General features: G+C 70.3%; 22 protein-coding genes and 1 tRNA gene. 11 read left to right on the top strand and 12 right to left on the bottom strand.

The features are described 5' to 3' along the window. The first annotated feature begins 39 nt into the window (after positions 1-39). Positions 40-1020: a zinc-binding dehydrogenase gene (locus DI269_RS25425; protein WP_112141243.1), complete on the top strand. Its 981-nt coding sequence runs from the start codon at positions 40-42 to the stop codon at positions 1018-1020. Positions 1021-1073: 53 nt separating this feature from the next. Here the strand turns inward: DI269_RS25425 and DI269_RS25430 are convergent, their stop codons facing one another. Together DI269_RS25430 and DI269_RS25435 are read right to left on the bottom strand one after the other, a co-directional pair. Continuing rightward, positions 1074-2264: an MFS transporter gene (locus DI269_RS25430; protein ID WP_112141245.1), complete on the bottom strand. Its 1191-nt coding sequence runs from the start codon at positions 2262-2264 to the stop codon at positions 1074-1076. Positions 2265-2450: 186 nt separating this feature from the next. Then, complete coding sequence (locus DI269_RS25435; protein ID WP_112141247.1) at positions 2451-3290, bottom strand: helix-turn-helix transcriptional regulator; 840 nt, start codon at positions 3288-3290, stop codon at positions 2451-2453. Between the two features lie 102 nt (positions 3291-3392). Here DI269_RS25435 and DI269_RS25440 point away from each other — a divergent pair, with 102 nt between their 5' ends. Together DI269_RS25440 and DI269_RS25445 are read left to right on the top strand one after the other, a co-directional pair. Next, positions 3393-4124, top strand: a complete 732-nt coding sequence (locus tag DI269_RS25440; RefSeq protein ID WP_112141249.1) for an SDR family oxidoreductase — start codon at positions 3393-3395, stop codon at positions 4122-4124. 51 nt (positions 4125-4175) lie between these two features. Beyond that, the gene (locus DI269_RS25445; protein ID WP_112141252.1) at positions 4176-4640 is read left to right on the top strand and encodes a GNAT family N-acetyltransferase; all 465 of its coding nucleotides are present in this window, start codon (positions 4176-4178) and stop codon (positions 4638-4640) included. Here the strand turns inward: DI269_RS25445 and DI269_RS25450 are convergent. The 5 genes from DI269_RS25450 to DI269_RS25470 all read right to left on the bottom strand — a co-directional run bounded on the left by DI269_RS25450 (position 4619) and on the right by DI269_RS25470 (position 7934). Continuing rightward, on the bottom strand, positions 4619-5017 hold the full coding sequence (locus DI269_RS25450; protein ID WP_112141254.1) for a YbaB/EbfC family nucleoid-associated protein: 399 nt from the start codon (positions 5015-5017) through the stop codon (positions 4619-4621). The genes DI269_RS25445 and DI269_RS25450 overlap by 22 nt on opposite strands. Beyond that, complete coding sequence (locus DI269_RS25455; protein WP_112141256.1) at positions 5014-5304, bottom strand: YbaB/EbfC family nucleoid-associated protein; 291 nt, start codon at positions 5302-5304, stop codon at positions 5014-5016. The genes DI269_RS25450 and DI269_RS25455 overlap by 4 nt, the downstream gene beginning before the upstream one ends. A 29-nt stretch (positions 5305-5333) precedes the next feature. Then, the gene (locus DI269_RS25460) at positions 5334-6503 is read right to left on the bottom strand and encodes a hypothetical protein (RefSeq protein WP_112141258.1); all 1170 of its coding nucleotides are present in this window, start codon (positions 6501-6503) and stop codon (positions 5334-5336) included. Next, positions 6503-7729, bottom strand: a complete 1227-nt coding sequence (locus DI269_RS25465) for a hypothetical protein (protein WP_157975206.1) — start codon at positions 7727-7729, stop codon at positions 6503-6505. The genes DI269_RS25460 and DI269_RS25465 overlap by 1 nt, the downstream gene beginning before the upstream one ends. A gap of 131 nt (positions 7730-7860) precedes the next feature. Next, positions 7861-7934 (bottom strand) — tRNA-Ile (locus DI269_RS25470). 380 nt (positions 7935-8314) lie between these two features. Here DI269_RS25470 and DI269_RS25475 point away from each other — a divergent pair. From DI269_RS25475 to DI269_RS25490, 4 genes are read left to right on the top strand one after another with little or no spacing between them, the layout of a single operon-like run. Next, complete coding sequence (locus DI269_RS25475) at positions 8315-9649, top strand: branched-chain amino acid ABC transporter permease (protein WP_198667746.1); 1335 nt, start codon at positions 8315-8317, stop codon at positions 9647-9649. An 11-nt stretch (positions 9650-9660) separates the two neighbouring features. After that, positions 9661-10704: a branched-chain amino acid ABC transporter permease gene (locus DI269_RS25480; protein WP_112141263.1), complete on the top strand. Its 1044-nt coding sequence runs from the start codon at positions 9661-9663 to the stop codon at positions 10702-10704. Further along, positions 10694-11554 (top strand): ABC transporter ATP-binding protein, encoded by an 861-nt coding sequence (locus DI269_RS25485; protein ID WP_112141265.1) that lies wholly within the window; start codon positions 10694-10696, stop codon positions 11552-11554. The genes DI269_RS25480 and DI269_RS25485 overlap by 11 nt, the downstream gene beginning before the upstream one ends. Before the next feature lie 8 nt (positions 11555-11562). Then, on the top strand, positions 11563-12396 hold the full coding sequence (locus DI269_RS25490) for an ABC transporter ATP-binding protein (RefSeq protein WP_112141267.1): 834 nt from the start codon (positions 11563-11565) through the stop codon (positions 12394-12396). A 72-nt stretch (positions 12397-12468) separates the two neighbouring features. Here DI269_RS25490 and DI269_RS25495 read toward each other — a convergent pair whose 3' ends face one another. Next, complete coding sequence (locus DI269_RS25495) at positions 12469-13728, bottom strand: ABC transporter substrate-binding protein (protein WP_112141269.1); 1260 nt, start codon at positions 13726-13728, stop codon at positions 12469-12471. 270 nt (positions 13729-13998) lie between these two features. Between DI269_RS25495 and DI269_RS25500 the strand changes: the two genes are divergently transcribed. Together DI269_RS25500 and DI269_RS25505 are read left to right on the top strand one after the other, a co-directional pair. Beyond that, positions 13999-15105: a hypothetical protein gene (locus tag DI269_RS25500; protein ID WP_112141271.1), complete on the top strand. Its 1107-nt coding sequence runs from the start codon at positions 13999-14001 to the stop codon at positions 15103-15105. A gap of 61 nt (positions 15106-15166) precedes the next feature. Next, on the top strand, positions 15167-16099 hold the full coding sequence (locus tag DI269_RS25505) for a carbohydrate kinase family protein (RefSeq protein ID WP_112141273.1): 933 nt from the start codon (positions 15167-15169) through the stop codon (positions 16097-16099). A 48-nt stretch (positions 16100-16147) separates the two neighbouring features. On the opposite strand, the gene DI269_RS25510 is transcribed toward DI269_RS25505, so the two are convergent. The 4 genes from DI269_RS25510 to DI269_RS25525 all read right to left on the bottom strand — a co-directional run bounded on the left by DI269_RS25510 (position 16148) and on the right by DI269_RS25525 (position 19860). Next, positions 16148-17317: a hypothetical protein gene (locus DI269_RS25510; RefSeq protein WP_112141275.1), complete on the bottom strand. Its 1170-nt coding sequence runs from the start codon at positions 17315-17317 to the stop codon at positions 16148-16150. Positions 17318-17383: 66 nt separating this feature from the next. After that, positions 17384-18220, bottom strand: a complete 837-nt coding sequence (locus DI269_RS25515) for a glutaminyl-peptide cyclotransferase (RefSeq protein ID WP_112141277.1) — start codon at positions 18218-18220, stop codon at positions 17384-17386. Positions 18221-18367: 147 nt separating this feature from the next. After that, entirely contained in the window at positions 18368-19258 is an 891-nt protein-coding gene (locus tag DI269_RS25520) for a putative RNA methyltransferase (protein ID WP_112141279.1), read from the bottom strand. Next, positions 19255-19860 carry a TetR/AcrR family transcriptional regulator gene (locus DI269_RS25525; RefSeq protein WP_112141282.1) on the bottom strand — a complete coding sequence of 202 codons (606 nt, stop codon included), beginning with the start codon at positions 19858-19860 and terminating at the stop codon, positions 19255-19257. The genes DI269_RS25520 and DI269_RS25525 overlap by 4 nt, the downstream gene beginning before the upstream one ends. Before the next feature lie 150 nt (positions 19861-20010). On the opposite strand from DI269_RS25525, the gene DI269_RS25530 reads away from it, so the two are divergent. Beyond that, entirely contained in the window at positions 20011-21255 is a 1245-nt protein-coding gene (locus tag DI269_RS25530) for an MFS transporter (RefSeq protein WP_112141284.1), read from the top strand. Between the two features lie 41 nt (positions 21256-21296). Next, a complete protein-coding gene (locus DI269_RS25535; protein WP_112141286.1) occupies positions 21297-23768 on the top strand; it encodes a glycoside hydrolase family 3 C-terminal domain-containing protein in 2472 nt (823 codons plus the stop codon). The last annotated feature ends 59 nt before the right edge of the window (positions 23769-23827 follow it).

The following is a 23827-nucleotide window of genomic DNA, read 5'->3' on the forward strand; positions in this document are numbered from 1 at the left end:
CAGTTGCCGCACACCCACCGACATGGAGAGAAGGACGCTATGCACGCCATCCGACACCACGAGTTCGGCGGTCCGGAGGTCCTCGTGTACGAGGAGGTCGCCGACCCCGAGCCCGGCCCCGGCCAGGTCCGCATCGACAACCGGGCGGCGGGCGTCCACCTGCTCGACACCACGTTCCGCAACGGCGCCAAGGACAGCCCGTACCCGCTGCCGGAGCTTCCGACGATCCCCGGGCGCGAGGCCGCCGGGATCGTCGACGCCGTCGGCGAGGGCGTGGACCCGTCGTGGATCGGCAAGCGGGTCGTGGCGCACCTGGGCTTCGGCTCGCAGGGGTACGCCGAGAAGACCGTGCGCGAGGTCGAGTCGGTGCACGAGATCCCCGAGGGCGTCGACTTCGGCGAGGCCGTCGCGATGATCGGGACCGGCCGGACCGCGCTGCTCACCCTCTCGGTCGGGCCCGTGGCCGCCGACGACGTCGTGATCGTGCCCGCCGCCGCGGGCGGGCTCGGGACGCTCCTGGTGCAGGCCGCGAAGAACGCCGGCGCGTACGTGATCGGCCTGGCCGGCGGCGCCGACAAGGTGCGGCAGGTCGCCGCGAACGGCGCCGACGCCGCGATCGACTACAAGGCCGCCGACTGGACCGACGTGCTCGACCGGGCCCTGGACGGCCGCGAGGCGACCCTGTTCTTCGACTCGGTCGGCGGCGCGGTCGGCCGGGCGGCCTTCGAGCGGCTCGGCTTCGGCGCTCGCATGGTCGTCTTCGGCTGGTCGGCCGGGAAGGCGACCGAAGCCAACGTGGAGGAGATCGTGGGCCGCGGCCTGTCGGTCACCGGCGCGCTCGGGCCGAAGCTCCTCGCCAAGTTCGGCGGCCTGCGAGCCCTCGAAGAGCGCTCGCTCGCCGAGCTCGCGGCCGGGCGGCTGCGCCCGGCCGTGCACACGTTCAAGCTGGCCGAGGCCGCCGAAGCCCATCGCGCCCTGGAGAACCGGGGCACGACAGGCAAGGTGGTCCTCGTCCCCTGAGGGACGCGGAAGGCCCCGCGGAATGGTTCCGCGGGGCCTTGCGCGTCTGCCTCTTAAGAGGCGGTGACCAGTTCGGCGGGCGCGATGTCCGGGACCGCGGCCTCGGCGTGCGCGCGGGCCAGCGGGACCGAGAGCACCAGGCCCGCCAGCGCCAGGCCGACGCCGACGAGGATCGGCGCGGTCAGGCTCAGGCCGAGCGTGAGCGCGAGGCCGCCGAGCCAGGCGCCGTTGGCGTTGGCGAGGTTGAAGGCCGCGTGGTGCAGCGAGGACGCCAGGGACGGGGCCTCGTGGGCGCCGTCGAGGAGCAGCCGCTGCATGATCGGGCCGACCAGCGACGACGAGGTGGCCATGAGCAGGACGCCGGCGACCGCGAGGACCGGGTTGGACATGGTGAAGTACATCGCCAGGAGCACGGTCGCGATGGTCGTGAACGCGGCGAACAGGCCCGGGATCGGGGCCTTGTCGGCGATGTGGCCACCAAGGACGTTGCCGAGGGTGAGGCCGATGCCGAAGACCGCGAGGGTGATCGCGATGGCGAGGGCGTTCATGCCGGTGACGTCTTCGAGGATCGGCGTCAGGTAGGTGTAGGCGGCGAACATGCCGCCGAAGCCGACCGCGCCGGTGATCAGCGGGAGCAGGACGCGCTTGTTGCGGACGGCGCGGATCTCGTCGCTCGCCTTGGTCGGGACGATGACGCCGCGGGTGTCGGGGACGGTGGCCCAGATGGCGGCGGCGGCGACCAGGCCGAGGGCGGCGACGGCCGCGAAGATCCAGCGCCACGAGATCTGGCCGATGACCAGGGCGCTCACCGGGACGCCGATGATCGTGGCGACGGTGAGGCCGGACATGATCCCGGAGATCGCGCGGGCGCGGCGGTCGAAGGAGACGAGGCTGGCGCCGACGACGGCCGCCGCGCCGAAGAACGCGCCGTGCGGCAGGCCCGCGATGAACCGGGAGCCGAGCAGGAACCCGAAGTCGGGCGCGAGCGCCGTGGCGATGTTCGCGGCGGCGAAGGCGAGCATCAGGCCGATCAGCAGGGGCTTGCGGGGGACGCGGGTGGTGGCGACGGTGAGCAGGGGCGCGCCGAGGACGACGCCGACCGCGTAGGCGGAGACGGCGAGGCCGGCTTGGGCGAGCGAGACGCCCTGGGAGGCGGCGACCTGGGGCAGGATGCCCATGATCGCGAACTCGGCGGTGCCGATGCCGAACGCGCCGATGGACATGGCGAAGAGAGGCATGCGCATGAGAGCAGCTCCGGTGGGATGAGAAGGAGGGTGAGAACGCTGAGGCTGTCACCGGCTGCTTCCTTGCCGTACCGGTCGCTGTCATAACGGGGAGGCGCTTGCCTCCGTGTCCAAGCGTAATAACACTCGCCGCACGAGTAAAAGTCCTTGAGGTGAAAACTCGGCGTGATGTCCGTCGCCGCCGGGTTACGCGGGCGACGCGGGGGTTTCGGAAGTGACGCCCGCCAATCTCCTGAACGCTTCGGCGGTGGGCGAGTCCGGTTGCGGCACATAGACCACGAGCCGGAGCCCGGTCCCGGGGACGTCAAGGACCTGGCAGTCGAACTCCAGCGGGCCCACTTCGGGGTGCACGACCCGCTTCGTCTGGGCCCTGCGGACGGCGACGCGGTGGTTCGCCCACAGCTCCCCGAACTCGGGACTGGTCCGCAGCAGCTCGTCCACCAGCGCCTTGAGCTTGCGGTCCTGCGGGTTGCGGGCGTAGGAGGCGCGCAGGTCGGAGACGCTGTCGGCCAGGAACCTCCGGATCGACGGATCAGCCAGCCGCTCGGCGACGCCCGGGCCAGAGAAGTTGGTGCGCAGGATGTTCCGCTGCTCGGAAGTGAGGGCGGAGAGGTAGCCCATGAGGCGCTCGGCCATGTCGTTCCAGGCGATCATGTCGTAGCAGGCGTCCATGGCGTACGCGGGAAAATCATCGAGCCCCGCCAGGAGGTTCCGGACCGCCGCGGGGACCTCGCGGCTGGAATCGCCTTCAGGCAGCTCGTCGACGAGGTGAAAGAGATGCGCCCGCTCATCGTGGTCAAGCACGAGAGCCCGCGCCAAGGCCCCGAGGACCTGCCGAGAAGGCTTCGGCCCCCGCGCCTGCTCCAGCCGGATGTAGTACTCGACCGATATCCCGGCCAACTGCGCCACTTCCTGCCGCCGCAGGCCGGGCGTCCGCCTGCGCGGCCCGCTCGGCAGCCCCACGCCTTCAGGCGTGATCGCGGCGCGGCGGGTGCGGAGGAAATCGGCGAGCTGCTGGCGGTCCATGGCTCCCATCCTCCCCCGGTTCGGGTTCCGGAACCAGGTACCGGATGTACCACCATAAAGAGTGCTCTTTGCAGGTCCCAGGATCGGGCGCACGCTCGGGTCATGGAACAGAAGACGGCGCTCGTCACGGGCGCGAACAAGGGAATCGGCTACGAGATCGCCAAGGGCCTGGCCCAGAAGGGCGTGAAGGTGTATGCGGCGGCTCGCTCCGAAGACCGGGGCCGGGAGGCCGTGGAGAAGCTCCAGGCAGAAGGACTGGAAGCAGAATTCGTCCAACTCGACGTCACGGACGAGGCGTCAATCGCCGAAGCAGTCGCCCAGGTGAAATCACTGGACATCCTGGTGAACAACGCGGGCATCGCCCTCGCCGACGGCGGCTGGAACACGAGCGAACTCACGGTCGCCACCGCACGAAAGGTCTTCGAGACCAACGTAATCGGCGTGATCGCGGTGACCAACGCCTTCCTCCCGACCCTCCGCAAGTCGGCGGCTCCGCGAGTCGTGAACGTCTCCAGCGAGGTCGGCTCCCTCACCTTCATGACCGGCGACCATGAGTTCGCCAAGATGCAGGGCGGCGCCTACGGCGCCTCCAAGTCGGCCCTCAACATGCTCACGGTCTCCTACTCCAAGGAGTTCAAGGACGGCCCCCTCAAGATCAACGCCATGACCCCCGGCTACACCAAGACCGACCTCAACCACAACCAGGGCTGGCGCGACCCCGCCCTCTCCGCCAAAGTCGCCATCGACCTCGCCCTCCTCTCCGAAGACGGCCCCAACGGAGGCTTCTTCCAAGAGGGCCTCGAATACCACGAGGACACCACGGTCCCCTGGTAGCGGTGGAATTCGCGTTGTTCTGGGGGCGGGGCCTGGCTTAGGCTCCGCCTCATGGGCGTTCCTGTTTTCAGTAGGGCCGGCATCGAGGATGCGGGCGAGGTTTTGACGTTGCAGCGGGCGGCGTATGTCGCTGAGGCGCAGTTGTACGGGGAGCCGTTTCTGCCGCCGCTGACCGAGACGTTGGAGGAGGTCGCCGCCGCGGTTGCGGCGGCGACCGTGTTGAAGGGGGTCGTCGGGGGGCGGATCGTGGCGGCCGGCAGGGCCCGGGTCGAGGGTGGGACGTTGCTGTTGGGGCGGTTCGCGGTGGCTCCGGACATGCAGCGGCAGGGGCTCGGGGCGCGACTGATCTCGGCGCTTGAGGCGACCGCCGGGCCGGGGGTCGGGCGGTTCGAGCTGTTCACCGGGATGAAGAGCGAGCATCAGCTGCGGCTCTACAAGCGGTGCGGGTACAGCGAGTTCCGCAGGGCCCCAGGGCTTCCGGGGGTGGAGCTGGTCTACCTGGAGAAGGGCGTCTGACCGGGGCCCTGGCCGTCCTTGGGGAGGTACTGGCTGAGGACGGCGTCGACGTCGATCTTGTCGCCTATGAGGCGGCGGGCCATTTCGGCGGTCTTGAGGGCGTAGGCCTCGCGGGCGCGGCGGATGAGGGCCACGGTGGCGGGGCCGAGGGCGTGGCGGAAGCGCATGGCGGCCTCGTTGATGCGGATCTCGTCGACCTTGCCGTTGGCGTCGAGCTTGACGCTGAGGAGGCCGTCCTCCGAGATGACCTCGATGGAGTCGGCGCCGAGTTCGGCGCTGACCTCCTCGTATTTCTTGAGGGTGGCCTCGGCTTCGGAGCGCATGCGCTCGAACTCGGCCATGATCTGGTCGGGCGTGGGCCGCTGCTGGTCGCTCACTGGTTCTCCTCGCGCTCGGCGTCGAACACGTCGGTGAGGGTCCGCCGGATCGCCTCGGACAGTTCGCGGTCGGCCTCGTCGGTGGCGGCCTTGACGGTCGCGGTGGTGATCTCGCCGAGTTCGAGGCCGCTGAGCTCGAACGCGTTCATCCGCAGGTCGATCATCCTGACGTCGCCGCCGGGGCCGGCCACGACGCGGACAGAGCCGTCCTCGGACACCGCCTCGACCTCGGTCTCGGCCGCGAGCCGCTGGGCCTCGGCCAGTTTGCTGTGTATGTCGCCGTGCATGACGGCTCTCCTTCCTTCAGGACCGGGGGTCAGTTCCAGTACGCGAGCCGCTTCGCGGGGTCGTCCATCCACTCGGGACGGAATTCTTCGTGCGCGAGGTGCAATCTCGTGTCGCCTCGCACGATCGCGTCCGCTTCGCGGTGGGCGCGCACGTGGGCTTCCGCTTGCACCGCTGCCGCTTCGCCTTCCGCGACGGTGAATTCGAGGCGTTCGACCGCGCCTTCGGCCTCGAACTCGACGGTGTGCTCACCGGGGCGCAGCGGGTACCACCAGTTGCCCCAGGTCGCCGGCTGTTCGAAGCCGTCGATGCGGACGCGTGGCGGCTCGGTGCGCAGGCCCGCGAGTTCCGGGTCGCGGACGACGACGCCGTCGCCGTCCTTCCACAGGTGCCTGTGGGCCTTGGCACGCAGCAGGAGTGCGCCGTGGCCGGGGGCGAACGCCGGGAGGGACGCGGGCCGGTCGCCGACGAGTGCGGGCCGGTCGGCGACGTCGGGGCCGTCCCACGGGTAGCGGACGGGCGGCGACTGGGCCGGGCCCTGGCGTTCGAGGCGGAGCGCGGCGAGGCGGGCGCGTTCGCGCTTTCGCCAGGGCGCCAACGGGATCAGCCCGATAATGAGGACCGCGAGCGCGATGAGGACGATCCGGCTGCCGGTGGAGTCGAGGCTGAAGGCGTTCACGGCCCCGAATGGCAGCCCGCAGATGATCACCGTGAAGACCGCCCACTCGTACAGGTACACCCGCGAAGCAGGCGGCATCGCGTCCACGACCTCGGGCCCGAACCTGACGGTGAGCCGGTCGGCCTCCTCGCGCCATACGAGCGCCACGGTCGCGCCGTCCTCGATCCGGACCACGACCGGGCTGGACGCGGTGCCGCTCTGCACGTCGACCGCGTGCGGCCCGGCTGGCAGCACCACGAAGACGGTGCCGTCGCCGACCGCGACCGGGGTCCCGTCGACGGCCGCGACCGGCATGGTCGCGGCCGCGTCCAGGACGAGTTCGAGCACGCCCGACCCCTCGGGAGCGACCGGACGGGTCGTCGACACCGCATACGGCGAGGGAATCACCTCGACGGCGGCGTCGCGGTGGAGCAGGGGCTTCGAGCGCAGGGGCCGGCCCAGCGCGTCGGCGTAGACGCCGGTGCCGCGCTTGTAGGACGCGTCGAGGTCCCGCGGGATGGCCTTGCGGTCGAAGCCCTGCACTACTTGCCCCCGGCGACCTTGATGTCCTCGCCGGCCTGGATGTCGGTCTCGCGGTAGGCGGTGGCGACCTCGGTGAAGCGCGTCGCGTTCCCTTCGAGGGCGGGCGAGATGAGGGCGACGTCGCCGGCGAGCTCCGCGCGCTGCGTGTTGTAGCCCTCCAGCCAGCCCCGGCAGGCCAGGCCCCACGTGAAGAAGTCGGTCTCGGTGTCGCCGTTGACCGCCTGCGAGAGCGAGTCGGCGTTCCCCTGGAGGCCCTTGAGCTTGTCGGCGACGCCGTCGAACTCGTCGGGGTCGACGCTCGTGTACGTCATCATGTCGCCCGAGGGGTCCGAGGAGGTCGGCGTGGAGTTGCCGCGGCCGGGCGCGCCGGTGCTCTGGGTGCCGCCGGCCCAGTTCGAGATGATCCCGCCGGCCCACTGGAGCATCTCCGAGGAGGACTGCCGGAACGTCGAGGAGAGGATCTCGGTGCCGATGTGCGCGAGCTGCTGGCCGGTGAAGTTCGCCAGGTGGACCCGCAGGAACATGGTCGCGGTGTCGATCGCGGTCTGGCGGGTCGCCCACATCAGGAACGTCGTGATCGAGCTGCCGGCCGAGGTCCACGCCAGGGCGAGGGCCATGAGGCCGTAGATGATGACCTGCTCGATGAGCGCCGACAGGAGGGCCTTGACGAGCTCGAAGACCGCCTTCGACAGCATCTGCGCCATGCCGATGTGCGACTCGATGTGCGAGATCGCGGCGGCGATGCCGCCGAGCGCCGCGGCCATCCCGTTGACCTTGTCCTTGGCGGCGGTGGTCGTCGGCGAGTCGGAGGTCTTCAGCGCGTCCTGCCAGGCCGCGTCGACGTCCTCCTGCAGCGAGATGAGGGTGGTCTTGAACTGGCGCCACCGCTCCTGGAGGTCCTGCATCTGGTTCGGGTCGCCCGAGAGCCAGGTGATGAGCTTGTTCGCGGGCTCGAACAGGGCGAGCACGAAGTCGAGGCCGACGTTGACGAGCATCCCGAGCGGGTTCTTGTACGCCGCGTAGCCCTCCAGGGCGAGGCTGGCGATGTCCGCGCCGACCGTGACCGCCGCGTTCCCCGCGGAGACCTCCTCGTCCTCGATGGCCTTGTTGATGACGTCGGCGCTGTTGAGGACCTGCTTGACGCCGGGGACGGCGCCGCCGGCCTTCTTCCAGAACCCGTCCTCGCCGGGCTTCTCGTCATTGGTGATGTCGGAGTCGTTCGCCATCGGGGCTGCTCCCGGGAGGTCGGAGGGACTGGTGCGGATTCCGACCATAACGGATTCCGGCAATGCCGGGAAGTGGTGCGAACACGCGGAGGGCCCCGCGCCGGCGCGGGGCCTCTGAATCGCATCGGTCGTAGGGCAGGCAGGACTTGAACCCGCGACCCAGGGATTATGAGTCCCCTGCTCTAACCAGCTGAGCTACTGCCCCGAGCGGGCAATATCCTCTCACACCCAGTATCCGCGCGGTGGCCCCAGGGCACCGACGCGCTGTTGCGGGGGTGCGGTGGAGGGGCGAACCGCCACGCAGTGTTCACTGGTGCCGAATCAGACCGAAACGGCCGCGTGGCACGACTGCGGGGGCCCTGGCGGCGCCGCGGTAACATTCGCGCCACATTTGCAACGGTTCTATAACGACAGGTGCTGTTGTTAGCCAGGTCTCTTTAAGATCCGACTCACTCCCGCCGTTTCGTGTTTCTCGAACGTTGCACGCGGCGGGTTCCGACGCCCGAAACCTCCCGAGGGGGCCCATTGAGACGAGCATTGATGCTGCTGTCGGCTGCGCTGGCCGGCCTATTGCTGTGTCTGGGGGTGAGCAGCAACGCGAGCGCGCAGGAGGCGCTCGGCGTCCACGGCACACTCGACGACCAGCAGGAGCAGCCCGTAGCGGGCGTGTCCATCACCGTGACCGACACGGCCGGCACGGAGATCGCCACCGTGACCACCGGCGACGACGGCACCTGGGCCGTCCCGCTCGAAACCGAAGGCGACTACATCGTCAGCCTGGACGAGTCGACCCTGCCCGAGGGTCTGGTCGTCCGCAACTGCAAGCCGCAGCTGGAAGTCCACGTCACCTCCGACCGCGCGGCCCTGTTCCCGCTCGACACCCAGACCGACGGCTGCACCGCCGAAGAGGCTCCCGGGGGCGGGACGCCCACCGACGGCGCGAGCGACGATCCCACCGAAGCGACCTCCGAGGAGACCGAGGACGAAGCCGCGGACGACGCGGCCGCCGACGAGGTCAGCGAGGTCCAAGGCGAGGGCGGGGCGACCCGCGCCGTCACCCTCCTGGTCTCCGGCCTGCACTTCGGCCTCATGATCGCCCTCGCGGCGGTCGGCCTGTCGATGGTGTTCGGCACCACCGGGCTCACCAACTTCGCCCACGGCGACCTGGTCACCTTCGGCGGCGTCATGGCGCTGCTGTTCAACGTCACGCTCGGCCTGCCCGTGTGGGTCGCCGCCATCGCGGCGGTGCTCCTCGGCGCGGCCTTCGGCTGGGCCCAGGACTGGGGCCTGTGGTCCCCGCTGCGCCGCAGGGGGACCGGCCTGGTCTCGATGATGATCATCTCGATCGGCGTGGCCCTGCTCATCCGCAACGCGACGCTGTTCTTCATCGGCGGCGAGCGCCTGCGCTACTCCGACTACGTGGGCCAGACGCCCTGGGACTTCGGCTGGCTCGTGGTCACCCCGAAGGAGGTCGTCACCGGCCTCATCGCCCTCGCGGTCTGCATCCTCGTCGGCGTCGCCATGATGTACACCAGGCTCGGCAAGGCGACCCGCGCCGTGGCCGACAACCCGTCGCTCGCGGCCTCCACCGGCATCGACGTCAACAAGGTCGTCCGCCTGGTGTGGACGATGGGCGGCGCGCTCGCGGCCATGTCCGGCGTGTTCCTGTCGATCAGCGACGGCGTCAAGTTCGACATGGGCCAGCACCTGCTGCTGCTCGTGTTCGCCGCGGTCGTCCTCGGCGGTCTCGGCACCGCCTTCGGCGCGTTCGTCGGCGCCATGCTCATCGGCGTGTTCGTGCAGCTGTCCACGCTCGTGGTCGCGCCCGAGCTGAAGTACGTCGGCGCGCTGGCCGTCCTCATCATCATCATGCTCACCAGGCCCCAGGGCATCCTGGGCCGCCGCGAGCGAATCGGTTAGGAGGCCACGCGATGGATTGGCAATTCGTATTCAGCCAGGCGCTGACGCAGGCCATCGGGCCGACGATGCTCGTGTACGCCCTCGGCGCGATCGGCCTGAACCTCCAGTTCGGGTACACGGGCCTGCTCAACTTCGGGCAGGCGGCGTTCGCCGCCATGGGCGCGTACGGCCTGGCCCTCGGCGTCGTCGCCTGGGGCCTGCCGTTCTGGTGGGCCGTGGTCATCGGGCTCGGGGCGGCGTGCGTCATGGCGCTGCTGCTGGGCATCCCGACGCTGCGCCTGCGGGCCGACTACCTCGCGATCGTGACGATCGCGGCGGCCGAGATCGTGCGGCGGCTCGCCCGCGCCACGGTCTGGGCCGACACCACCGGCGGCTCGGACGGCATGCGCGGCTTCTCGGAGCCGTTCTTCGCGCTGATCCCCTGGGACCGCGAGTCGACCTGGACGCTCCTGTTCGTGTCGATGGACAGCGGCCGCCTGGCCGTGGACTTCGGGATCTTCGAGCTCCAGTACTCCTACCGCGACACGTGGATCATGGTGGTGGGCTGGGCGCTGGTGCTGTTCTTCACCGGGATCATGGCGCTGCTCATCCACAGCCCGTGGGGCCGCGTCCTCAAGGGCATCCGCGAGGACGAGGAGGCCGTGCGCAGCCTCGGCAAGAACGTCTTCGCGTTCAAGATGCAGGCGCTGGTCCTGGGCGGCATCATCGGCGCGGTTGCGGGCTTCCTGTTCGCGCTCAGCCGCGCGAACGTCCAGCCGGACACGTTCACCACGGACTTCACGTTCTACTTCTACGTGGTCCTCATCCTCGGCGGCGCGGCCCGGATCTTCGGGCCCGTGCTCGGCGCGGCGCTGTTCTGGTTCCTCTACAACATCCTGTCGCAGGGGCTGAGCCAGGCGATCCGCGCCGACGTCATCCCCCCGAGCGTCCTCGACTCGACGCAGGTGGGCCCGCTGGTGTTCCTCCTGCTGGGCCTGGGCATGGTCCTGCTGCTGATCTTCCGGCCGCAGGGGCTTATCGGCAACAAGAAGGAGCTGTTGTTCGATGTCCGATAAGGAGACGAAGGCGGGGAAGACCGCCGCGGGCGCGGCGCTGGCCGGGGTGCCGCCCGAGCCGGGCGCCCCGAAGCAGGACGCGATCCTGTCGGCGACCGGCGTGCGCCGGGCGTTCGGCGGCCTCGTGGCCGTCGACGTCGAGCACGTCGAGATCCAGCGGGGCACCATCACCGCGCTCATCGGCCCGAACGGGGCGGGGAAGACGACGTTCTTCAACCTGCTCACCGGGTTCGACCGGCCCAGCAAGGGCTCGTGGGAATTCGACGGGCGCCGCGCCGACCGGATGCGCTCCTACCAGGTGGCGCGGGCGGGCATGGTCCGCACGTTCCAGCTGACCAAGGCGCTCACCCGCATGACCGTCCTCGACAACATGCTCATCGGCGCCGCCGACCAGGTCGGCGAGCGCATGTGGGCGGGGCTGTTCCCCGGGCTCTGGAAGAAGCAGGAGGCCGAGAACCAGGAGCGCGCCCTGGCGCTGCTGGAGCGGTTCAAGCTCATCGAGAAGCGCGAGCACTACGCCGGGGAGCTCTCCGGCGGCCAGCGCAAGCTCTTGGAGATGGCGCGGGCGCTCATGCTGGAGCCGAAGATGATCATGCTCGACGAGCCGATGGCCGGGGTGAACCCGGCGCTGAAGCAGTCGCTGCTGGAGCACATCAAGGACCTGCGCGAGGACGGCATGACCGTCCTGTTCGTGGAGCACGACATGGACATGGTCCACGAGATCGCGGACTGGGTGGCCGTCATGGCGGCCGGGCAGCTGATCACCGAGGGGACGCCGGACCAGATCTCGGCGGACCAGCGGGTCATCGACGCGTACCTGGGCGCCCACCACGACGCGGCACAGCATTAGGAGACGACATGAGCGACAACGAGATCGAGGGCATCGCTCCGACGGGTGCCCCCATCGACGAGAGCCTTGAGTCGGACACCGAGGTATGCAGCCGCGAGGGGCACCTGGCGGCCTCGGGGGACGCGCTGCTGCGCGCCGACGAGGTCACCGCCGGGTACATCCCGGGCGTGTCGATCCTGAACGGGACGGACCTGTACGCGAACGAGGGCGAGCTCGTCGGCATCATCGGCCCCAACGGGGCCGGGAAGTCGACGCTGCTCAAGGCCATGTTCGGCCTGGTGGGCATCACCACCGGGAAGGTGACCCTGCGCGGGGAGGACATCACGAACCGCAAGGCGCACCAGCTGGTGCCGCTGGGGGTCGGGTTCGTGCCGCAGACGAACAACGTGTTCGCGGCGCTCACCGTCGAGGAGAACCTCGAAATGGGGGTGTTCCTGCGGCCGAAGGCGTTCCGGGAGCGGTTCGGGTTCGTGACGGACCTGTTCCCGGTGCTCGGGGACCGGCGCACGCAGCGGGCCGGGTCGCTCTCGGGCGGCGAGCGGCAGATGGTGGCGATGGGCCGGGCGCTCATGATGGAGCCGTCGGTGCTGCTGCTGGACGAGCCGTCGGCGGGCCTGTCCCCCGCGATGCAGGACGAGGTCTTCTTCAACACGAAGCAGATCAACCAGACCGGCGTCACGGTGGTCATGGTCGAGCAGAACGCGCGGCGGTGCCTCCAGATCTGCGACCGCGGGTACGTGCTGGACCAGGGCCGCAGCGCCTACACCGGTCCCGGCGCGGGCCTGATCGACGACCCGAAGGTCGTCGAGCTGTACCTCGGCACCCTCGGGCGCGCGAGCTAGCAGCACACGCAAAGGGGAGAGCCCCCCGGGTCCTGTGGTCCCGGGGGGCTCTCCCTTTGTGCGCGTTGAGAACTACTCCTCCAGCTCGCCGAAGCGGTACTCGAGGTTCTCGTAGGTGTTGTCGGCCAGGTACTGGTAGATGCCGATCGTCGCGGCCGTGACGTCGCCCTCCGCCGAGAACTCGATCGGGCCGGAGTAGCCCTGGTAGTTGATATCCGCCGTGTTGTCCTCGGCCAGCAGCTCGTAGCACTCGGTGAAACCGGTGCACTCGGTGCCGCCGCCGGAGACGTCGACCAGGTTGTCCTTGATGACCTCGGAGTCGATGCTGTCGCCCGCGATCGCGGCGAGCGCGACGAGCGAGGTGGCGTCATAGGACTCGGGACCGTACGTGAAGTCGGTCAGGTCCGGGTTCACGCCGAGGAGGCGCTCCTGGATGCCCGCGGTGTCGGCGCCCGGGAAGGTGCCCTTGGCGCCCTCCAGGAAGCCCGGGTCGAAGGTCTCCGAGTAGTCTGCGAGGTTGCCGTCCACGAAGTACCAGGGAACCTCCTGCGTGCTCAGCCCGCCTTCGGCGAGGGCCGGGCCCAGGTTCACGATCTCGTTGAACGTGATCAGGACGATCGCGTCGGCGCCGGACTCGGCGACTGCGCTGACCTCGGCCGAGAACTCGGTCGCGGTCGGGTCGTAGATGAGCTTCTCGACGACTTCGCCGCCGAACTCGGTGAAGTTCTGCTCGACCGAGTCGGCCAGGCCGGTGCCGTAGGCGTCCTGGAGCGCGAGGATCGCGATCTTCTCGTGGCCGTCCTGGATGATCGTGTCGGCGAGGACGCGGCCCTGGAGGACGTCCGAGGGCGCGGTGCGGAAGTAGTAGTCGCCGCGCTCGTAGGTGGTGAAGTCGGGCGACGTGTTCGCCGGCGACACCTGGACGATGCCCTCTTCGTAGAGCTTGTCGATGAACTGGAAGGAGACGCCCGAGGAGGCCGCGCCGATGACGGCGTGCACGCCCTGCGCGATGAGGGCGTCGGCGGCCTGGGTGGCGATGTCGGTCGAGGTGTCGCCGGAGTCCTCGTGGAAGACCTCGGCGCAGCTGCCGAGCACGCCGCCGGCCTCGTTGATCTCCTCGATGGCGAGGTCGACGCCGGCGAACTCGGGCGGGCCGAGGAAGGCGAGGGAGCCGGTCTGCGGCAGGATCGTGCCGACCTTCAGGCCGTCCTCGCTCTCGGTACATGCGCCACCGGTCGCGCCGTCGTCGTCGTCAGAACCGCAGGCGACCAGCGAAAACGCGGTGACACCGACGGTGGCTACGGCGAGCAGTGCTCGGGGAAAGCGAGCCATTGTTTCTCCTAGTGAGTGTTCGAGATGGATCCGCACGTGGACATGGAGGTTGACGTGATCCGAGTTACAGCCTATGGCAGTGAAGGGGCCTGTGGCAGACACCGTGACCACACCCGTTCCTGTTTGTGATGGCACCGTGACCTTGTTGCAACCGCTTTTCCGGGAAGGCAATCGGAGGTTTCCGGGCGGTCGCGGAACTCCCCCGCACGGGGGAGGCGGTTCGCCCCCGCGCGGGAGGAACCGGAGCCGCGGGACGGCGAGGCTGAAGGCATGACAACGGAACCCGTCACCCAGCCCCGCAAGCGCACCGGGCGCGCCGCCGTCATCGCGGCGTTCCTGTGGTCGCTCACCGCGATCCCGATCGGCCTCTGGCAGCTCCTCGACCCGGCCGGCGGCCCCTTCACCCACGAGCTGTACGAACCCACGTTTCCCCTCCCCGACGCCGTCCCCGCCTGGACCGCGCCCGCCGCGCTCATCGCCGCCGGCGTCCTCGGCCTCCTCGCCGCCCGCGCCAGGCCCGCCCTGTGGCCCGTCGCGGCCGCCTACGCGGTGGTCTTCGGGATGCTCCTGAGCACCACCTCGCCGATCGCCTTCGCCGGATACCTGTGCGCGTTCGCCCTGCCGCTCGCGGTCGCCGCGGCCCCGGTCCTGCTCGCCCGCGGCGCGGTCGGGCGAATCGTCGCCGCCGCCGCGGTCGCCGCCCTCCTGGCGGTCCTCGGCCTCACCGGCGTCGTCGACTACGGCGCCGTCGGGGAGTTCCTGCGGATGCTCGGCGGCCGCTTCGCCGAGATCGGCGTCTACATGCTCGTCCAGGTCTGGGTCGTCGCCGGCGGCTTCATCTGGGCCGCACTCGCCTTGAGCCTCATCCTGAACGGCCGCGACGGCCGAAGCGCCCCCGCGTGGCTCGCCCCCGAGCGGGCCGCCCGGTGGGGCCGGGCCGCGAGCTGGATCGCGTTTGCCTGCGCGCTCCCCTACGGGCTCACCCGCCTGACGTGGCTGACCCCGTGGGCGTGGCTGGGCGGCCCGATCGACTCGTCGCAGATCGACCCCGCCATCCGCGCGTGGGGCCTGTGCCTGGGCTTCGCGGCCCTCGGCGGCGGCCTCCTGTGCCTGGGCATGACCTACCGGTGGGGCACGCGCTGGCCGTTCTGGATGCCGGTGGTCAAGGGCCGCCCGGTCCCGCCGAAGCTCGCGATCGTCCCCGCGACGGCGGTGGCCGCGCTGTTCACGTTCACGTCGCTCCCGTTCGTGGCCCTGGCTATCCGCCAGGACGCCCTCGAACTGGTGTGGGGCTTCCCGTTCTACATTTGGGGCCCGGCCCTGGCGGCGGCGACGCTGGCCTATGCGATCCGGCGCGGCGTGGTGGAAGCCCGCTAGACTGACGCTCTCGCAATAGATTCCAGCTCATTCCGCAAACTCTTTCAGAGGGAGCAAGTACATGCTCGACATCCTGGTCGTCGGCGGCGTCGGCGTCGACACGATCGTGCGGGTCCCCGAGATCGCGATCGGCGAGGGCGACTCGCTCGGCGTGGAGCCGATCCTCGACTACGTGGCGCACACCGGGAACGGAGTCGCCCTCGGGTGCCTGCACCTGGGCCTGGCCACGCGGTTCATCGACTACATCGGCGACGACGAGCAGGGCGCGCTGGTGCGCCGCCACTACGAGGAGCACGGCCTGGACTTCCGGTACCTGATCTCCCCGAACGGGACCTCGCGGTCGGTGAACCTCGTCGACGCCGGCGGGCGGCGCTACTCCTTCTACGACTACCGCCACGCCGCCGACCTGCGGATGCCCGAGGCGTTCTTCGGACCCCATGTGGCCGAGGCGAAGCACGTGCACGTGTCGATCCCCAACCACACCCGGGACGTGCTCACCGCGATCCCCGAGGGCGTGACGGTCTCGACCGACCTGCACGGCTGGGACGGCGAGGCCGAGCACCAGAAGGACTTCGCGCGCCGCGCGGACCTGGTGACCCTCTCGGCGGCGCGCCTGGGCGGCGACCCGGAGAAGGCGATGCGCTGGATCGTCGACAACGGCCGGGCCGCGGTCGTCATCGCGACGGACGGTGAGGACGGCGGGTACGTCCTCGAACGGGGCGGCTCGCTGGAGCGGTACCGGGCGATCGACCCGGTCGCCGAGCTCGGCGCGGTCGCCGAGGAGTGGGCGTCGTGGGCGCCGGTGGACTCCAACGGCGCGGGCGACGCGTTCGTGTCGGGCCTGCTGTGGGCCCGCGGGCGGGGCGCGGATCTCGCGGAGGCGCTCGACGCGGGCCGGGTCGCGGGCGCGTACGCGTGCCGCACGAAGGGCACGAGCACGGCGCTGATCTCGGCGGAGCTGATGGCCGAGAGCCTTGCGGCCCTGAAGAAGTAAGCGGACATGGAACGGCCGCCGACCTTGTGGTCGGCGGCCGTGTCGCGTCTACTGCGGTTCGTTCCCGCGGTTGGCGGTCATGGCCTTGGCGCGGGCGATGACGTCGTCGAACGGGGAGGGCTCGGCCGGGGTCGGCCGGACCGCGTCGCGGTGCTCGGGCTGGACCACCAGCATGAACAGGGCCCCCGCGACCGCGGCCACGACGGGCGCGCCGAGGCCGATCTCGGCGACCGGCCAGTTCCCGGCGTGCGCGCCGGTGGCGATCATGTACGCGGCCCACACCGGGATCGACCAGGCCCCGGCGAGGACGAGCAGGTCGCGGCGGCGGCGCAGCTCGGGGCGGATGAGCCAGACGAGGAAGTCGAGCCAGGCGCCAGCGAGGAGGAACACCCACACGTACGCGCCGTTCTCGAAGCCGGTGAACGCCCCGGCCATGATGCACGGGTACGCGAACACGACGGTGAAGAACCCGAGCGGCAGCCGGAACCGGCCGGTCGTGAACACCGCCAGCGCGAGGACGAGGACGGTCGTGAAGACCATGCCCGCCACGGGACCCGAGTCGAAGCCGAAGCGGCCTTCGAGGCCGATGCCGGTCTCGAAGGGCGTCTTGGTGAACGGCACCAGGTAGTTCAGGAAGAGCACGAGGCTCGCGACCAGGAAACCGAGCGAGAGCGCGGGCGCGGCGAGGCGCGCTTCGATGGGGATCGGCTCGGGTTCGACCCGGAGGGTCTCGCGGCGCCAGGCCGACAGCCAGGGGGCGAGGGTGATGAGGACGCCTCCGGCGGCGAGGCCGAGGTGCGAGGGGCTGAAGAAGATGTCGAGGTTCGTCTCGATGCCGAGCAGCTCGTGCCAGATCATGTCGACGATGCCGGAGACGAGGAACAGCGGGATGCCGATCAGCGCGGGCCCGTAGCCGTGCGGGACGGCGGCCATGCCGGTGCGGCCCTCGGCGCGGTGGGCGCGCACGAGGATCCACACGATCCAGGCCGCGGTGGCGGCGAAGCCGGTGTAGAAGGCCAGGTGCCACCAGGTGAAGAAGGACTCGGCCCAGTCGCGGGCGTGGGCGTTGACGTCGAGGATCAGCCCGCCGATGAACCACGCCGAGAACGCGGCGGTGGTCAGGTCCTGCCACCAGGCGGCGAAGACGCGGGGCTGCCGGGAGTCGGCCAAGAGGTGCATCTTGTACTCCAGCAATCGGTCAAGGGGGGTGATGGCCATGAGGTCATCATGGCCCACCCGGACCAGCGGCGCAATCACTGGATTGTCACCGTCTGCGCACTGTGCTCAGACGAAGCGCACCAGGAACAGCTTCGGCCACTGCTTGCCGGTGATGTAGAAGGTGTGGTCTTCCTCGGCTTTCGCAATGCCGTTGAGGACGTCGGCACCTGCGGCTTCCTCGTCGGTGAGCAGACCCGATGCGTCTACTTGGGCTTCGACCACGCCCGACTCGGGATCAATCCCGATGATCTGGTCGGTCTGCCAGATGTTCGCCCACACCGTTCCGTTGCTGCATTCGAGCTCGTTGATGGAGAAGACGGGCTCGCCGCCCTCGTTCTCGACGTCGACCGTGCCGGTCTCCTCGAAGGTGACCGGGTCGCGGAAGGTCAGGGTGGCGGAGCCGTCGCTCATGACGAGTCGCTCGCCGTCGTAGCAGATGCCCCAGCCCTCGCCCTCGTATTCGACGGTCTCGATGATGTCGAGGGTGACGAGGTCGCGCTTGTAGGCGCGGTGCTCCTGCCAGGTGATCTGCCAGATGGCGTCGTCAGTGAGGGTGAGGCCTTCGGCGAAGTCCTCGGCGGGGAGGTCTTGGGAGGCGAGCACTTCACCCGTCTCAGGGTCGATGATGCGTATGTCGGATTCGCCGTAGAGGCCGGCGCTCTCGTAGAGGACCGTGCCGAACTCGGGGTGCTCGCCGAGTTCGAGGCCCTGCGTGAAGGAGCCGGGGTCGTGGTCGTAGGTCTCGACGACCTCGACCGTGGCGTTCAGGTTCCCGTCAGGCTCGGGGATCACGCGGTCGCTCTCCTCCGCAGCCGCATCGCCTGTGCTGCATCCGGCCAGCGCGAGGAGTCCCGCCGCCGTGAGGGCGAGGCCGTGCCGGGCCGCCCGCTTCTCATCGAACATTGAACTCGTCTCCAGGTGCTTCAGGGGTGATGCCTCGTACCGTATCGGTCATGGCAAACGAGGACAAGAGGTGAATCGAAGCGTTTGCCGCGCATCGGGGGGAGACCGAAACCCGCGGCTCAGGAGGGGCCGGCTCGCAGGCCGCTCTCAGCTCTTCTTGAGCCAGCGGGTGACGGTCGCCGAGACGGTCACGTCGACGCGCTCGGGCAGGGCGGCCACGGCCGCGTCCAGCTCGGCCGCGCCGTGGTGGCGGGCGCTCGGCCCCATCCCCACGAGCAGACGTACGGCCTCGTGTCCGAGGCCGATCGAATAGGAGATCTCGTCGGTCCGCTCGGCCTCGAACACCGAGCTGAGCTGGTCGGCGGTCCGCTGCGGTTTAGCGGGGTCGACGCTCAGCAAGTCCAAGGCGTCGACGAGTTCGCGGAGGTGGTCCAGCCGGGGGGTCAGGACCACCAGAGCGCCTCTTGGGTGGAGGACGCGTGCGATCTCGTCGGCGTTGCGGGGGGCGAAGACGTTCAGCACCGCGGCGGCGGCGCCGTCGCGTACAGGGAGTCGATTCCACGCGTCGGCGAGCACCGCGGCGAGTCGCATCTGAGTTCCGGCGGCTCGCCGCGGTTCGTCGTCCCCGGGACCCTGCTCTTCGAAGACCACGCGCTTGGCGCAGCGGCGCAGCGCGTACTTCGAGGTGTCGAGGCCGATGCCTTCGCGCCCAGCGTCTTTGGCTAGGGCCGCGGCGAGGTAGTGGCCGGTGCCGCAGCCCGGTTCGATGATGACGCCGGGGGCGTCGGTGACCGAGGCGGCCGCGACCGCCGCGAGCAGCGGGTCGTAGGCGCCGGAGGAGAGGAACTCCTCGCGGGCGGCGACCTGGTCGGCGGTGTCGCCGGTGGTCGCGTTCGAGCCGGGCGCGAGCAGCGGCGCGTAGCCCTGCTTGGCGAGGTCGAAGGAGTGGCCGTCCGGGCAGGACAGGCGGCGGTCGGCCTGGTCGAGGCCCTGGCCGCAGTTGGGGCAGGCGAGCGCGCCGAGCGCGGGCAGCGTCACGCTCCGGCCTCGGGGTCGATGAGGCGGAGGAAGGCGCGGAAGGACGCGGGCATGTCGACGCTTTCGGGTTCGTGGAGCCACTGGAACTGGAGACCGTCCATGATCGCGACCAGCAGCGGCGCGGCCTCCTCCGGGGTGATCCCGGAAGGGAGCCGGTCACCCCACTGGCCGCGCAGCGTGATCGCCATGTCGCGGCGCACCAGCCGGTAGCGCTCCCGGAAGTACGGGCCGGCCGGGTGGTCCTCGGTGACGGACTCGCCCAGCAGCGCCGAGAAGGTCCGCACGATCGCGGCCCGGTGCGAGTTGGCCTCGACGACGCCGATGGCCTGGCTGATCGTCATGGGGTCCTCGCCGATGACGCGCTCGCCGGAGTCCCACTCGTCGCGCATGGTGAGCACCGCGATCAAGAGGTCCTCTTTGGACGGGAAGTAGTGGAGGAGGCCCTGCTGCGTCAGGCCCACTTTCTCGGCGACGGCGGCGAGGCTCGCGCCCCGGTAGCCGCGCTCGGCGATGACCTCCATGGCGGCCCGGACGATCTCCTCGCGGCGGGCCTGCCCGCGGGCGCCGTGGCGGACGCCGTGCGGCCTCGGCGGGTTCGTCATGGGCGCGCCCCGATTCTGGACTCGGTCTCGATGGGCCCCCAGCATAGGTAATCACGATTCGGTAACAAGCACTACCGGTCACTCGGCGAACGTGGCAGACTCCTTGGTACTCCCCCTCGTCCCCCCTTGTCATGCAGAGGAGCCCGAGCGATGGCGCTCGACCCGGACCCCGCGGCCGCCCCCGCGCTCACCGCGCCCCGCGGCTTCGTCCTCAGCGCGGCCCTCTCCAACTGGAGCCTGTGGACCGCGCTCCTCACCCCCGGCATCCTCACCCTCGCCATCCGCGTCCCCCAGATCGCCGGCGACGACTACGAAGGCGTGTACTCCCTGGTCCTGACCACCGGCGTCCTCGTCGGCATGTTCGGGAACCCCCTGTGGGGGCGCCTGTCCGACCGCACCCGCTCGCGCTTCGGGCGCCGCCGCCCCTGGATCGCGCTCGGCGCGCTCGCAGGGGTTGCCGGGACCGCCGTCATCGCGCTCACCCCGCACGTGTGGACCCTCGTCCTCGGCTGGCTCCTCGCCCAGGCCGGGTTCAACGCCGCGCTCGCCGCGACCATGGCGACCGTCCCCGAACTGGTCCCCGCGAAGGACCAGGGCCGCGTCTCCGGCGCCTTCGGGGCCGCGATCACCGGCGGGTTCCTCACCGGCTCGCTGATCGCCGCGATCACGCAGGACACCACCGTCATGTTCCTGCTCCCGTGCGCCCTCGTCCTCGTGTGCACCGGCGCCTTCGTGCTCACCCTCCACGACCCGCCAGTGGACGCGCCCCGGAAGCCGTTCTCGCTCAAGGAGTTCGTCGGGACGTTCGGGTTCGACCCGCGCCGCCACCGCCAGTTCGGGTGGGTGTGGCTGACGAAGTTCTGCTTCACCGCCGGGCTCGCCGCGCCCTCCAGCTACATGGTCTTCTACCTCGCCGCCCGGCTCGGCCTCTCCGCCGCCGAGGCCGCGGCCGTCGTCGGCCTGGTCTTCACCGCGAACTTCAGCGTCCAGACCGCCGTCGCCCTCACCACCGGGTGGGTCTCCGACCGCATCGGGCGCCGCCGCCCCTTCGTCGTCGCAGCCGGGCTCCTCGCCGCGACCGGGCTGGTCGTCATGGCCTTCGCCGACGGCCTGCCGCAGATCCTCGCCGGCCAGGCGTTCATCACCCTCGCGGGCGGCCTGTTCGGCGCCATGGACGGCGTCCTCGTCTTCCAGACCCTCCCCGACCGCGACGCCCCCGCGAAGGACCTCGGCGTCGCCAACCTCGCCAACGGCGCGCCACTGGCGATCCTCCCGCCCCTCGCCGCCGCCCTGGTCGCCGCGGGCGACAGCGACTACACGCTGCTCTTCCTCATCTGCTCCGGCTTCGCGCTCGCCGCGGTGGCCGCCGTGAGCCGGGTGAAGAGCGTACGGTGACGCCCCTGCGAAGGAAACCGAGAGAAAGGAAGGGCTGGACCATGACCGAATGGACCGTCCCCGCCGACGGGCCCGGCTACGACGAGGCCGTCGAGGCCGCGCTCGCGAAGCTGGACCTGGAGACCAAGGCCGACCTGCTGGCCGGCATCGACATGTGGCGGACCCTCGCCGCCCCCGACGCGGGCCTGCGGTCGATGACCGTCTCCGACGGGCCCATCGGCGTGCGCGGGCGCTTCTGGACCGCCGCCGACCCGTCCCTGGCCCTGCCGAGCCCCACCGCCCAGGCCGCGTCGTGGGACCCGGCCCTGGTGCGGCGCATCGGGAACCTGCTGGCGGCCGAGGCCCGCCGCAAGGACGTCGACGTGCTCCTCGCGCCGACGATCAACCTGCACCGGTCCCCGCTCGGCGGGCGCCACTTCGAGGCGTTCAGCGAGGACCCGTACCTGACCGGGCGCATCGCCGAGGCGTACGTCGCGGGCGTCCAGGAGCACGGCGTCGGCACCACCATGAAGCACTACGTCGCCAACGACGCCGAGACCGACCGGTTCACCGTCGACAACGTCATCGGCGAGCGCGCCCTGCGCGAGCTGTACCTGCGGCCCTTCGAGATGGTCGCCGCCGCGGTCAACCCGTGGGGCGTCATGACCGCGTACAACACGGTCAACGGCACCACCATGACCGCGCACAAGGAGCTCATGGACGTCCTGCGCGAGGAGTTCGGCTTCGACGGGTTCAACGTCTCCGACTGGGGCGCCGCGCGCCACACCGTCGAGGACGTCGAGGCCGGCCTCGACCTGGCGATGCCCGGCCCGCTCACCGTGTTCGGCAAGCAGCTCGTCGACGCCGTCCGCGAGGGCCGCACCACCGAGGAAGCCGTGGACGCGAACGTGCGCCGCATCCTCAAGCTCGCCGCCCGCGTCGGCGCCCTCGACGGCGTCGAAGCCGCGGTCACCGGCCGCATCGAGGCGATCGAGGACCCCGACGCGCTCCTGCGCGAGATCGCCCGCCGGTCCTTCGTCCTCGCCAAGAACGACGTCCCCGCCGGCGACGAGACCACGATCCTGCCGCTCCACCCCGACGTCATCCACCGCCTGGCCCTCATCGGCCCGGCCGCCGACGAGGCCCGGATCCTCGGCGGCGGCTCCGCCACCGTGTTCCCGCCGCGCGTGGTCTCCCCGCTCGACGGCCTGCGCGCCAAGCTCGGCGACCGCGTCGTCTACGAGCAGGGCGTCGACCTGTTCGAGCAGATCCAGGCCGCGGGCCGCGGCTTCGAGCTGACCGCGCGGCCCGTCAAGAAGGACGGCACCGCGCTCCCGGCCGAGCCGCTCGCGAACGGCGACGTCAAGTGGATGGGGTACGTGCCCGGCGGCCTCACCGCCGACGAGTTCGGCTTCGCGCTCCTCGAAGGCCGCTACACCGCGGCCAAGACCGGCGAGCACGTCTTCGGCACCCGCGGCTTCGGGCACCACAAGCTCGTCATCGACGGCGAGACCGTGTTCGACCAGGACCAGGAGTTCACCGGCGACGACCCGTTCGAGGCGTTCTTCGGGCCCGGTGTGGAGCGGATCCGCCTCGACCTCGTCGAGGGGCAGACCCTGGAGCTGCGCCACGAGTTCGCGCCGTTCGACTTCCCGCCCGGGTTCCCGCCCTCGGTCCTGTTCGGGCTCATGCACACCGAGCCGCGGCCCGATGAAGAAGCGCTGATCGAATCCGCGGTCGCCGCCGCCCGCGACGCCGAGATCGCCATCGTCGTCGTCTCCACCACGGCCCTCACCGAATCCGAGGGCTTCGACCGCACCGACCTGCGCCTACCCGGCCGCCAGGACGAACTCGTCGCAGCCGTCGCCGCCGCCAACCCGAACACGATCGTCGTCGTCAACACCGGCTCCCCGGTCGAGATGCCCTGGGCCGACTCCGTCGCCGGCATCCTCCTCACCTGGTTCCCCGGCCAGGAGGGCGGCAACGCCCTCGCCGAGGTCCTCCTGGGCGCCGAACCCGGCGGCCGCCTGACGACGACCTGGCCGAAGACCCTCGCGGACGCACCCGTGACCCAGGTCGTCCCCACTCCCGAGGGAGAACTCCACTACGACGAGGGCGTCTTCATCGGCTACCGCGCCTGGCAGCAGCGCGGCACGACTGAACCGGCCTTCTGGTTCGGCCACGGCCTCTCCTATACCGAGTGGGAGTACAAGTCCCTCGAAATCGAGGGCAATTCGGCCAAGGTGAAGGTCAAAAACCAAGGCGCGGTAAAGGGCCGCGAAGTGGTCCAGCTCTACCTCTCCCCCGACGAGTCCGTCGAAATCCCGGGAGGCATCGAGCAGACCCGCCTCGCGGGCTTCGCCGCGATCGAGGCAGGGCCGGGCGAGGAGGTCGAAGTGGTGATCGAGCTCGAAGAGCGCTCGTTCCAGTACTGGAACGAGGAGAAGCACGCATGGCAGCGCGTCGAAGGCGTGTGGACGGCGAAGGCCGGAAGGAACGTGGCGGACCTCGGATTGAGCGCCGTCGTCAAGTAGGCCTGACCGATTGAGGGATAGGAAAAAGAGAGGGCCGGGGGCTTGGGACCCCGGCCCTC

Origin of the sequence: Glycomyces dulcitolivorans (genome assembly GCF_003265355.1) — a bacterium.
Classification (GTDB): domain Bacteria; phylum Actinomycetota; class Actinomycetes; order Mycobacteriales; family Micromonosporaceae; genus Glycomyces; species Glycomyces dulcitolivorans.

What these genes read in the sequence shown, in the direction of transcription:
- DI269_RS25495 (WP_112141269.1), bottom strand. Translation starts at nt 13,728, where the DNA reads ATGGCTCGCTTTCCCCGAGCACTGCTCGCCGTAGCCACCGTCGGTGTC.
- DI269_RS25535 (WP_112141286.1), top strand. Translation starts at nt 21,297, where the DNA reads ATGACCGAATGGACCGTCCCCGCCGACGGGCCCGGCTACGACGAGGCC.
- DI269_RS25530 (WP_112141284.1), top strand. Translation starts at nt 20,011, where the DNA reads ATGGCGCTCGACCCGGACCCCGCGGCCGCCCCCGCGCTCACCGCGCCC.
- DI269_RS25455 (WP_112141256.1), bottom strand. Translation starts at nt 5,304, where the DNA reads ATGCACGGCGACATACACAGCAAACTGGCCGAGGCCCAGCGGCTCGCG.
- DI269_RS25480 (WP_112141263.1), top strand. Translation starts at nt 9,661, where the DNA reads ATGGATTGGCAATTCGTATTCAGCCAGGCGCTGACGCAGGCCATCGGG.
- DI269_RS25515 (WP_112141277.1), bottom strand. Translation starts at nt 18,220, where the DNA reads ATGTTCGATGAGAAGCGGGCGGCCCGGCACGGCCTCGCCCTCACGGCG.
- DI269_RS25445 (WP_112141252.1), top strand. Translation starts at nt 4,176, where the DNA reads ATGGGCGTTCCTGTTTTCAGTAGGGCCGGCATCGAGGATGCGGGCGAG.
- DI269_RS25490 (WP_112141267.1), top strand. Translation starts at nt 11,563, where the DNA reads ATGAGCGACAACGAGATCGAGGGCATCGCTCCGACGGGTGCCCCCATC.
- DI269_RS25525 (WP_112141282.1), bottom strand. Translation starts at nt 19,860, where the DNA reads ATGACGAACCCGCCGAGGCCGCACGGCGTCCGCCACGGCGCCCGCGGG.
- DI269_RS25440 (WP_112141249.1), top strand. Translation starts at nt 3,393, where the DNA reads ATGGAACAGAAGACGGCGCTCGTCACGGGCGCGAACAAGGGAATCGGC.
- DI269_RS25465 (WP_157975206.1), bottom strand. Translation starts at nt 7,729, where the DNA reads ATGGCGAACGACTCCGACATCACCAATGACGAGAAGCCCGGCGAGGAC.
- DI269_RS25510 (WP_112141275.1), bottom strand. Translation starts at nt 17,317, where the DNA reads ATGGCCATCACCCCCCTTGACCGATTGCTGGAGTACAAGATGCACCTC.
- DI269_RS25430 (WP_112141245.1), bottom strand. Translation starts at nt 2,264, where the DNA reads ATGCGCATGCCTCTCTTCGCCATGTCCATCGGCGCGTTCGGCATCGGC.
- DI269_RS25505 (WP_112141273.1), top strand. Translation starts at nt 15,167, where the DNA reads ATGCTCGACATCCTGGTCGTCGGCGGCGTCGGCGTCGACACGATCGTG.
- DI269_RS25500 (WP_112141271.1), top strand. Translation starts at nt 13,999, where the DNA reads ATGACAACGGAACCCGTCACCCAGCCCCGCAAGCGCACCGGGCGCGCC.
- DI269_RS25435 (WP_112141247.1), bottom strand. Translation starts at nt 3,290, where the DNA reads ATGGACCGCCAGCAGCTCGCCGATTTCCTCCGCACCCGCCGCGCCGCG.
- DI269_RS25425 (WP_112141243.1), top strand. Translation starts at nt 40, where the DNA reads ATGCACGCCATCCGACACCACGAGTTCGGCGGTCCGGAGGTCCTCGTG.
- DI269_RS25485 (WP_112141265.1), top strand. Translation starts at nt 10,694, where the DNA reads ATGTCCGATAAGGAGACGAAGGCGGGGAAGACCGCCGCGGGCGCGGCG.